Origin of the sequence: Streptomyces sp. NRRL F-5123 (assembly GCF_000721495.1) — a bacterium.
Taxonomy (GTDB): domain Bacteria; phylum Actinomycetota; class Actinomycetes; order Streptomycetales; family Streptomycetaceae; genus Actinacidiphila.
This window is the reverse complement of record NZ_JOHY01000022.1, coordinates 87,739-97,598: the sequence shown is the minus strand read 5'-3', so window position 1 is coordinate 97,598 and position 9,860 is coordinate 87,739. Positions and strand designations below refer to the sequence as shown.

Here is a 9,860-nt window from a genome sequence, read left to right as displayed (position 1 = left end):
GGGGTGCGCGGGGGGAGGGCTGGGAGGGGGAGAAATGGGCAAAACGCGGACGCATCAGGAGTCGCGCGCCTACGCTTCGGGGTGTGGCGGGAGCGACCGGCCGGGTGCTTGTTGTGGATGACAACAAGGTGATCCGGCAGTTGATCAGGGTCAACCTGGAGCTGGAGGGCTTCGAGGTCGTGACCGCGGCTGATGGTGCCGAGTGCCTGGAGATAGTGCACAGCGTGCGGCCGGACGTCGTGACGCTGGACGTCGTCATGCCGCGGCTGGACGGGGTGCGGACCGCCGCGCGGTTGAGGGCGGACGCGGATCCGTGGACGCGGGGGGTCGGGATCGTCATGGTCAGCGGCGGCACCGCGCCGGAAGGTGTCGGGGGGCCGGGCGGGGCGGATGCCTTCGTCGCCAAGCCCTTCGAGCCCGCCGAGCTCGTCGAGACGGTACGGCGGCTGGCCCGCCGGAATCCGGGCACCCCGGGCGGCACCGGGGAGGCCGGGGAGGCCGGGGATCCGCCGAGGCGGGCCGCTGCCGCGCCCGGCGGCGGGTGAGCCGACCCCCGACGAGCGGGGCCGTGGGCGCACAGGCCGGGGGCGGGGCGGTGCGCGGGGAGCGGGGAGGTGACCTGGGGGAAAAGCGCTCGGCGTTCGTAGGGGGTTCTCGCCTACGCTGTTCTCCGTGACCCCCGCCGAGCTGTCCTGGACCGTGCTGACCACGGTCCGGCGTGCCGTCGCGGCGGACGAACTGCGGGTGGCCGTGCCGGAGAAGGTCGTCGTGCAGCGCCCGCCGCGGCCCGGGTGCGGTGACTACGCCACCAACGTCGCCCTCCAGCTCGCCGGTGCCGCCGGGCGCAGCCCGTACGAGGTCGCCGCCATCCTCGCGCCCCGCCTCGCCCGCGAACCGGGCATCGCCCAGGTCGAGATCGCCGGGGCGGGCTTCCTCAACATCACCCTCAGCGCGCGGGCCTACGCCGACGTCGTACGGCAGGTGCGCGAGCAGGGGCCGGCGTACGGGCGCGGCGACGGCCTCGCCGGCCAGCACGTCACCGTCGTCCCGGCGGGCGAGCGCGGGGGCCCACCCGCCCTGCGCGCCCGCGTCGTCGCGGAAGCCGTCAACGCCCTCCTGCGCGCCACCGGCGCCCGGCCCGGCGGCCCCTCGGAGCCCCTCCGCGTCGCCGAGCCCGAGCCGGCCCCGAAGCCTGAGCCGGACACCGCCGCCCCCGGCGGAGCCTCGGCGCTCCCCGCCGCCGTCCCCGGCGGAACCTCCGCGCTCCCCGCCCCCGCCTCCGGTGAATGCGCCCCCGCCGGCGTCCCCGGCGGAACCTCCGCCTCCGCCGCCGTCCCCGGCGGGCCCTCCGCCGCCGCCCCCGCCCCCGGTGAATGCGCCCCCGCCGCCGCCCCCGGCCCAGACCCCGGCCCAGACCCCGGCCCAGACCTCGGCCCCGACGAGCTCCGCTGGGCCCTCCTCCGGCCCCCCGGCGAGGACGTGCCGCGGCTCGACCGCGGGCTGCTCGCCCAGCGCGAAGCAAATCCCCTCTTCCGGGTGCGCTACGCGCACGCCCGCACCCGCGCGCTGCTGCGCAACGCCCACGACCTGGGCGTACGCATCGAGAGCCCGGCGAGCGACGACCCGTACCGGCACCCCGCCGAGACGGAGCTGCTCGGGCTCATCGCCGACTTCCCGCGGGTTGTCGAGACCGCCGCCCGCCGCCGCGCGCCCGATCGGCTCGCCCGGCATCTGGAGCGGCTGGCCGACGCCTATCTGCGCTTCCAGGACGAGTGCCCCGTGCTGCCGAAGGGGGACGAGAAACCCTCGGCCGTCCACGCTGCCCGGGCCCGCCTCGCCGACGCGACCGGCATCGTGCTCGCCGACGGCCTGCACCTGCTCGGCATCAGCGCACCCCACCACCTCTGAGATCACTTCCGAGCCAGGAAACCGAGAGACCAGTGAGCCGATCCGCACACCCCGCCGGGCCCCGCCACGCCGACGTGCTGCCCGAGGGGCACTACACCGCCCCGCCCGCGGACCTGAACCACCTCGAACCGCAGGTGTGGTCCCGCACCGTCACCCGCAACGGCGACGGTGCCGTCGAGGTCGGCGGCCTCGACGTCCGCGACCTCGCCGCCGAGTACGGCACGCCCGCGTACATCCTCGACGAGGCGGACTTCCGGGCCCGCTGCCGCGCCTGGCGGGCCGCTTTCGGGACGGAGGCGGACGTCTTCTACGCCGGCAAGGCCTTCCTCTCCCGCGCCGTCGTGCGCTGGCTCCACGAGGAGGGGCTGAACCTCGACGTGTGCTCCGGGGGCGAACTGGCCGTCGCGCTCGACGCCGGCATGCCCGCCGAGCGCATCGCGATGCACGGCAACAACAAGAGCAGCGCCGAGATCGACCGCGGGGTCGCCGCCGGGGTCGGCCGGATCGTCGTGGACTCCTTCGAGGAGATCGTCCGGGTCGCCGCGGCCGCCGAGCGGCACGGGCGGCGGCAGCGGGTGCAGATCCGCGTCACGGTCGGCGTCGAGGCGCACACCCACGAGTTCATCGCGACCGCGCACGAGGACCAGAAGTTCGGCCTCCCGCTGGCGAGCGGGCAGGCCGCCGAGGCGGTGCGCCGGGTGCTGAAGCTGGAGAGCCTGGAGCTCATCGGCCTGCACAGCCACATCGGGTCGCAGATCTTCGACATGTCCGGCTTCGAGGTCGCCGCCCGCCGCGTCGTCGGGCTGCTCGCCGAGATCCGCGACGAGCACGGCGTGCAGCTCCCGGAGATCGACCTCGGCGGCGGCCTCGGCATCGCCTACACGCCCGCCGACGACCCCGCCGAGCCGCACCAGATCGCCAAGGCGCTCGCCGACATCGTCACCCGCGAGTGCGAGACGGCCGGTCTGGAGCGCCCGCGGCTGTCGGTCGAGCCGGGCCGCGCGATCGTCGGCCCGACCGCCTTCACGCTGTACGAGGTGGGCACCGTCAAGCCGCTGGAGGCCCTGCGTACGTACGTCAGTGTCGACGGCGGCATGTCGGACAACATCCGTACCGCGCTCTACGACGCCGAGTACAGCGTGGCGCTCGTCTCGCGGCGCAGCGACGCCGCGCCGATGCTCAGCCGGGTCGTCGGCAAGCACTGCGAGAGCGGCGACATCGTCGTCAAGGACGCCTTCCTGCCCGCCGACCTCACGCCCGGCGACCTGATCGCGGTGCCCGCCACCGGCGCGTACTGCCGCTCGATGGCCAGCAACTACAACCACGCGCTGCGCCCGCCGGTCGTCGCGGTCGCCGAGGGGCAGGGGCGGGTGATCGTCCGCCGTGAGACGGAGGAGGACCTGCTGCGCCTCGACGTCGGCTGAGCGAGGCGTCCGCGAACGGTCCGTGAAGAGGATCTGCGGTCCGGGCAGGGCGCGCGGGGCGAAAAGCCGCGCGCCCGTCCGCCCGTACCGCAAATCTCACCGTCCGCCCGGACGGTCTCGCATTCCGGACAGGGCGTGGCTTCTCCCTACCGGTGGGTGAGACTGGTGGCCTCCACGCCGTACGGTCCGGGCCCGGACCGCGACGGCAGCGGGGACGACACGGGAACCACTCGGGAAACCGTACGAGAGACGAGGTCGGATGATGCGTACGCGTCCGCTGAAGGTGGCGCTGCTGGGCTGCGGTGTGGTCGGCTCCGAGGTGACGCGCATCATCACGACGCAGACGGCCGACCTCGCCGCCCGCATCGGCGCGCCGATCGAGCTGGCCGGCATCGCCGTGCGCCGCCCCAACCGGGTGCGCGCCGGGGTGCCCGCCGAGCTGCTCACGACGGACGCCACGGCGCTCGTCAAACGCGGCGACATCGACGTCGTCGTCGAGGTCATCGGCGGTATCGAGCCGGTCCGCACCCTCATCACGACCGCCTTCGAGCACGGCGCCTCCGTCGTCTCGGCCAACAAGGCGCTGCTCGCCGCGGACGGCGCGAACCTCCACGCCAAGGCCGTGGAGCACGGCGTGGACCTGTACTACGAGGCCGCCGTCGCCGGGGCGATCCCGCTGATCCGGCCGCTGCGCGAGTCGCTCGCGGGCGACAAGGTCAACCGGGTGCTCGGCATCGTCAACGGCACCACGAACTTCATCCTCGACAAGATGGACAGCACCGGTGCCGGCTACAGCGAGGCGCTGGACGAGGCCACCGCGCTCGGATACGCGGAGGCCGACCCCACCGCCGACGTCGAGGGCTTCGACGCGGCGGCCAAGGCGGCGATCCTGTCCGGGATCGCCTTCCACACCCGGGTCACCATCGACGACGTCCACCGCGAGGGCCTGACCGAGGTCACCGCGGCGGACATCGCCTCGGCGAAGAAGATGGGCTGCACCGTCAAGCTGCTGGCCATCTGCGAGCGCGCCGCCGACGGCCGCTCCGTCACCGCCCGGGTGCACCCGGCGATGATCCCCCTCAGCCACCCCCTGGCGTCCGTCCGCGGCGCCTACAACGCCGTCTTCGTCGAGGCGGAGGCAGCGGGGCAGCTGATGTTCTACGGTCCCGGCGCCGGCGGTGCACCCACCGCCTCCGCCGTACTCGGCGACCTGGTGGCCGCCTGCCGCAACAAACTGGCAGGGACCACGGGAGCCGGCGAGTCCGCGTACACGCAACTGCCGGTGAGCCCGATGGGCGATGTGGTCACCCGCTACCACATCAGCCTTGACGTGGCGGACAAACCTGGCGTCCTCGCGCAGGTCGCCACGGTGTTCGCCGAGCACGACGTGTCCATCGACACGGTGCGGCAGCAGGGCAGGAGCCAGAGCGGCGGCGACACCAACGACGGTGCCGCGGCCGAGCAGACCGGTGCCGTACGGCGCGCGGGCGGCGAGGCGTCGCTCGTCGTCGTCACCCACCGCGCACCGGACGCAGCGCTGTCGGCGACGGTCGAAAGCCTGCGGAAACTCGACACCGTACGCGGCGTCGCCAGCATCATGCGTGTGGAAGGGGAGTAGCCCGCTATGAACGCAACCATCGACCGGCCCCGAATGTCCGGCACCCACCAGTGGCGCGGCATCATCGAGGAGTACCGCGACCGGCTCCCGGTCACCGCGGACACCCCGGTGGTCACGCTGCTGGAGGGTGGCACCCCGCTGGTCCCGGCCCAGCTGCTGTCGGAGCGGACCGGGTGTGACGTGTACCTCAAGGTCGAGGGCGCGAACCCGACCGGGTCCTTCAAGGACCGCGGCATGACCATGGCCATCTCCAAGGCCAAGGAGGACGGCGCCCAGGCCGTCATCTGCGCATCGACCGGCAACACCTCCGCCTCCGCCGCCGCCTACGCCGTACGCGCCGGCATGGTGTGCGCGGTGCTCGTGCCGCAGGGCAAGATCGCGCTCGGCAAGATGGGCCAGGCGCTCGTCCACGGCAGCCGCATCCTCCAGGTCGACGGCAACTTCGACGACTGCCTCGACCTCGCGCGCGGCCTCAGCGAGAAGTACCCGGTCGCGCTCGTCAACTCCGTCAACCCGGTGCGCATCGAGGGCCAGAAGACCGCGGCCTTCGAGGTCGTCGACGCGCTCGGCGACGCCCCCGACCTGCACCTGCTGCCGGTCGGCAACGCGGGCAACATCACCGCGTACTGGCGGGGCTACAAGGAGTACGCCGCCGACGGCCTCGCCGCCCGCACCCCGCGCATGTGGGGCTTCCAGGCCGCCGGCTCGGCCCCGATCGTCAACGGCGCGCCCGTGCGCTCCCCGCAGACCATCGCGACCGCGATCCGGATCGGCAACCCCGCCTCCTGGCAGTTCGCGGAGGCCGCGCGCGACGAGTCCGGCGGCGTCATCGAGGCGGTGACGGACCGGCAGATCCTCTCCGCGTACCGCCTGCTGGCGGCGAAGGAGGGCGTCTTCGTCGAGCCCGCCTCCGCCGCTTCGGTCGCGGGCCTGCTCAAGGCGGCGGAGGAGGGCCGGGTCGACCCCGGCCAGCGCATCGTCTGCACGGTCACCGGCAACGGCCTCAAGGACCCCGACTGGGCCGTCGCCGGCGCCCCGGCCCCCCTGACCGTCCCCGTCGACGCGGACGCCGCCGCGCAGAGCCTCGGGCTCGCGTAGGGGCTGCGCCCTCTGCGCAGGGTGGTGCGCGTGTTTCGGGGCGCGGCCCCGGCGCACGTCCGCTGCTGCGCGGAGGGGCTGTGCCCCGCAGGGGCGCGGGGAACTGCGCGACCAGCCACGACGCGACCGGCGCGTCGCCACCGGCCCGAAGGGGCAGTTGATGTCGTCGCCGGACCACCCGTCGGCGCTGGGTTGCTCGCGCAGTTCCCCGCGCCCCTTGAAAACGCTCGCCCGGCGCGGCAGGGAAACCCGACGGGGCGCAGGGGGCGCCCGAGAAGCCACGCCGGCGAGGCGACACGCATCGCGCGCTGTGCGTGCGCCCTATGTCGCAGGAGAACCTTCCTTCGATAAGCTGGGACCCAGCGGCACCGCAGTGTGCCCCGTATCCGGCGGATGCCCACCCCGCATCGCCACTCCCGCCCCGCCGCCCGGCAATGGTGCCGCGCCCGGAGGGCGTACCGCACAAGGAGATTCGTCGAACGATGGCCGGTCCCGCGTTCCGCGCTGCCGCAGTACGAGTGCGCGTCCCCGCGACCAGCGCGAACCTGGGGCCCGGGTTCGACGCCTTCGGGCTGGCTCTCGGGCTCTACGACGACGTCGTGGTGCGGGTCGCGGACTCGGGGCTGCACGTCGACATCGCAGGCGAGGGCGCCGACACGCTCGCGCGCGACGAGAAACACCTGGTCGTCCGCTCCCTGCGGACCGCTTTCGACCTGCTCGGCGGCCAGCCGCGCGGCCTGGAGGTGGTGTGCGCCAACCGCATTCCGCACGGCCGCGGCCTCGGCTCCTCCTCCGCCGCCATCTGCGCGGGCATCATGGCCGCGCGGGCGGTGACGATAGGCGGCGCGTCCGCGCTGGACGACACCGCACTGCTGGAGCTGGCGACCGAGATCGAGGGGCACCCGGACAACGTCGCGGCGTGCCTGCTCGGCGGTTTCACGCTGGCGTGGAGCGAGGGCGGCGCGGCGCGGGCGATCCGGATGGACCCTTCGGCGTCACTGGTCCCGGTGGTCTTCGTGCCCGCCGACCCGGTGCTGACGGAGACCGCGCGCGGCCTGCTGCCGCGTACCGTCCCGCATGTGGACGCGGCGGCCAACGCCGGGCGCGCCGCACTGCTCGTCGAGGCGCTGACCAGGCGTCCCGAGCTGCTGCTGCCGGCCACCGAGGACCGGCTGCACCAGGACTACCGCACACCGGCGATGCCGGAAACGCTCTCGCTGGTGAACCGCTTGCGGGGCGAGGGCGTCCCTGCTGTCGTGTCGGGCGCGGGGCCGACGGTCCTGGCGCTCACCGACGAGGGGGCCGCCGACAAGGTCTCCCGGCACGCGGGCGAGGGATGGGCGGCGCACCGCCTGTCGCTGGACGCTGCCGGGGCGTGTGTACTGCCGCTCGCAGGGGGGCAGTGACACGATTGCCGGGCGTGAGAGGGGGAATGTTTGTTGGATCCGGTAGTGTTAATCTCAAGCCTGCATTCGGAGCCCGCTGGGCAGGATGCACCGTGTCCCTTCCGTGGGACCGCTTTTCTTCCGGGAGCCTCCCACACCGCATAGGGCAAGATCCGAGCAGTCGGATTCCTGACCCGGGCGATGCTGAGCACGCTCCGGATATTCGGTACGAGTTCCCTCCGTGCCGAAGGCACGTACGTATTTCTGCCGCCATCAGGCGGACCACCGCCCCGGTTCTGGACAGCGGGAACGCCCAGATCCGGACAGCACGACCGGTCGCCGAGCCAGACAGGCCGACGTCCGCTCCAGGGAAGGACCCTTCGTGAGCGACACCACCGATCTGATGGGCGTGCGCGCAGATGACACTGTCGCCTCGTCCGATGCCGCCGCGTCCGCGGGCGGTGCTGCCACGGCCGGCCCGGCGCGCCGCCGCCGGACCGGGACCGGCCTGGACGGCATGGTGCTGGCCGAACTGCAGCAGCTCGCCTCCGGGCTCGGCATCAAGGGCACCGCGCGTATGCGCAAGAGCCAGCTGATCGAGACCATCAAGGAGCGCCAGGCCGGCGGCGGAGCCGCACAGGCGGCCGCCCCCGCGGACGGTGCCGGCACGGCGGAGAAGCCCAAGCGGCGCGCGACGTCCAAGGCGCGTCTGGAGCAGACCGGCGACGACACCGCCGCGGCGGCCGCGGGCGGCGCCCGTGCCGCGACGACGACGGCCACCGCCGCGCCCGACCAGCGCGAGCAGCGGCAGGAGTCCCAGCAGATCGAGATCCCCGGCCAGCCGGCCGGCGAGCAGGCCAAGGCCGCGAAGAGCGAGCAGAAGGCCGACCAGCGGGCGGAGAAGGCCGAGCAGGTCGCCGACACCGCCGAGGGCCGCGCCGACACCAAGGGTGAGGCCAGGCAGGGCGACGGCAAGCAGGGCGGCGACGACCGCCAGGAGCGCCGCCGCGGCGACCGCCGGGAGCGGCAGCGGGACCGCCAGCGCAACCGCGAGGACGGCGGCCAGGGCGGCGGCCGGCAGCAGCAGGGCCAGGGCGGCGGTGGTCAGGGCCAGCAGCAGGGGCAGGGCGGCGGCGGCCAGGGCGGCGCCCAGGACGACGACGAGTTCGGTGACGGCCGCGGCCGCCGCCGGGGCCGCTACCGCGACCGCAGAGGGCGCGGCAACCGCCGCGAGGAGTTCGGCGGCGGCGGCGAGCCGCAGGTCGCCGACGACGACGTGCTGATCCCGGTCGCGGGCATCCTCGACATCCTCGACAACTACGCCTTCATCCGCACCTCCGGTTACCTGCCGGGCCCGAACGACGTGTACGTGTCGCTCGCCCAGGTGCGCAAGAACGGGCTGCGCAAGGGCGACCACGTCACCGGTGCGGTCCGGCAGCCCAAGGACGGCGAGCGGCGCGAGAAGTTCAACGCGCTGGTGCGGCTGGACTCGGCGAACGGCATGGCGGCCGACTCGGGCCGCGGCCGTCCGGAGTTCAACAAGCTCACCCCGCTGTACCCGCAGGACCGGCTCCGTCTGGAGACGGACCCGGGCGTGCTGACGACCCGGATCATCGACCTGGTCTCGCCGATCGGCAAGGGCCAGCGCGGTCTGATCGTGGCCCCGCCGAAGACCGGCAAGACCATGATCATGCAGGCCATCGCGAACGCGATCACCACCAACAGCCCCGAGTGCCACCTGATGGTGGTCCTGGTGGACGAGCGTCCCGAAGAGGTCACCGACATGCAGCGGTCGGTCAAGGGCGAGGTCATCTCCTCGACCTTCGACCGCCCGGCCGAGGACCACACCACGGTCGCCGAGCTGGCCATCGAGCGCGCCAAGCGCCTGGTCGAGCTGGGCCACGACGTCGTCGTGCTGCTGGACTCGATCACCCGGCTCGGCCGCGCCTACAACCTGGCCGCGCCCGCCTCGGGCCGCATCCTGTCCGGTGGTGTGGACTCCACCGCGCTCTACCCGCCGAAGCGGTTCTTCGGCGCCGCCCGCAACATCGAGGACGGCGGCTCGCTGACCATCCTGGCCACCGCGCTGGTCGAGACCGGCTCGCGGATGGACGAGGTGATCTTCGAGGAGTTCAAGGGCACCGGCAACATGGAGCTCAAGCTCGACCGCAAGCTCTCCGACAAGCGCATCTTCCCCGCGGTGGACGTCGACGCGTCCAGCACCCGCAAGGAGGAGATCCTGCTCGGCGGCGAGGAGCTGGCCATCGTCTGGAAGCTGCGCCGGGTGCTGCACGCCCTGGACCAGCAGCAGGCGATCGAGCTGCTGCTGGACAAGATGAAGCAGACGAAGTCCAACGCGGAGTTCCTGATGCAGATCGCGAAGACGACCCCGGGCCAGAACAACGACTGACCCGCCGCCGTCGCGCA

7 protein-coding genes are annotated in these 9,860 nt (G+C 73.5%); all 7 read left to right on the top strand.

Translation table 11 applies throughout. From position 1 onward, the window contains the following. Positions 1-83: 83 nt before the first annotated feature. The 7 genes from IH54_RS0119905 to rho all read left to right on the top strand — a co-directional run bounded on the left by IH54_RS0119905 (position 84) and on the right by rho (position 9,843). Complete coding sequence (locus IH54_RS0119905) at positions 84-545, top strand: response regulator transcription factor (protein ID WP_052397656.1); 462 nt, start codon at positions 84-86, stop codon at positions 543-545. A 127-nt stretch (positions 546-672) separates the two neighbouring features. Beyond that, positions 673-1,908, top strand: a complete 1,236-nt coding sequence (gene nrtL / locus IH54_RS0119900; protein ID WP_031518501.1) for an ArgS-related anticodon-binding protein NrtL — start codon at positions 673-675, stop codon at positions 1,906-1,908. 32 nt (positions 1,909-1,940) lie between these two features. Continuing rightward, positions 1,941-3,332 carry a diaminopimelate decarboxylase gene (gene lysA, locus IH54_RS0119895; protein ID WP_031518499.1) on the top strand — a complete coding sequence of 464 codons (1,392 nt, stop codon included), beginning with the start codon at positions 1,941-1,943 and terminating at the stop codon, positions 3,330-3,332. A gap of 259 nt (positions 3,333-3,591) precedes the next feature. After that, on the top strand, positions 3,592-4,950 hold the full coding sequence (locus tag IH54_RS0119890) for a homoserine dehydrogenase (protein WP_031518496.1): 1,359 nt from the start codon (positions 3,592-3,594) through the stop codon (positions 4,948-4,950). Between the two features lie 6 nt (positions 4,951-4,956). Beyond that, positions 4,957-6,048: a threonine synthase gene (thrC, locus tag IH54_RS0119885; RefSeq protein WP_031518494.1), complete on the top strand. Its 1,092-nt coding sequence runs from the start codon at positions 4,957-4,959 to the stop codon at positions 6,046-6,048. A gap of 482 nt (positions 6,049-6,530) precedes the next feature. Then, the gene (thrB, locus tag IH54_RS0119880; RefSeq protein WP_031518493.1) at positions 6,531-7,454 is read left to right on the top strand and encodes a homoserine kinase; all 924 of its coding nucleotides are present in this window, start codon (positions 6,531-6,533) and stop codon (positions 7,452-7,454) included. A 361-nt stretch (positions 7,455-7,815) separates the two neighbouring features. Continuing rightward, positions 7,816-9,843 carry a transcription termination factor Rho gene (gene rho / locus IH54_RS0119875; RefSeq protein ID WP_031518491.1) on the top strand — a complete coding sequence of 676 codons (2,028 nt, stop codon included), beginning with the start codon at positions 7,816-7,818 and terminating at the stop codon, positions 9,841-9,843. The last annotated feature ends 17 nt before the right edge of the window (positions 9,844-9,860 follow it).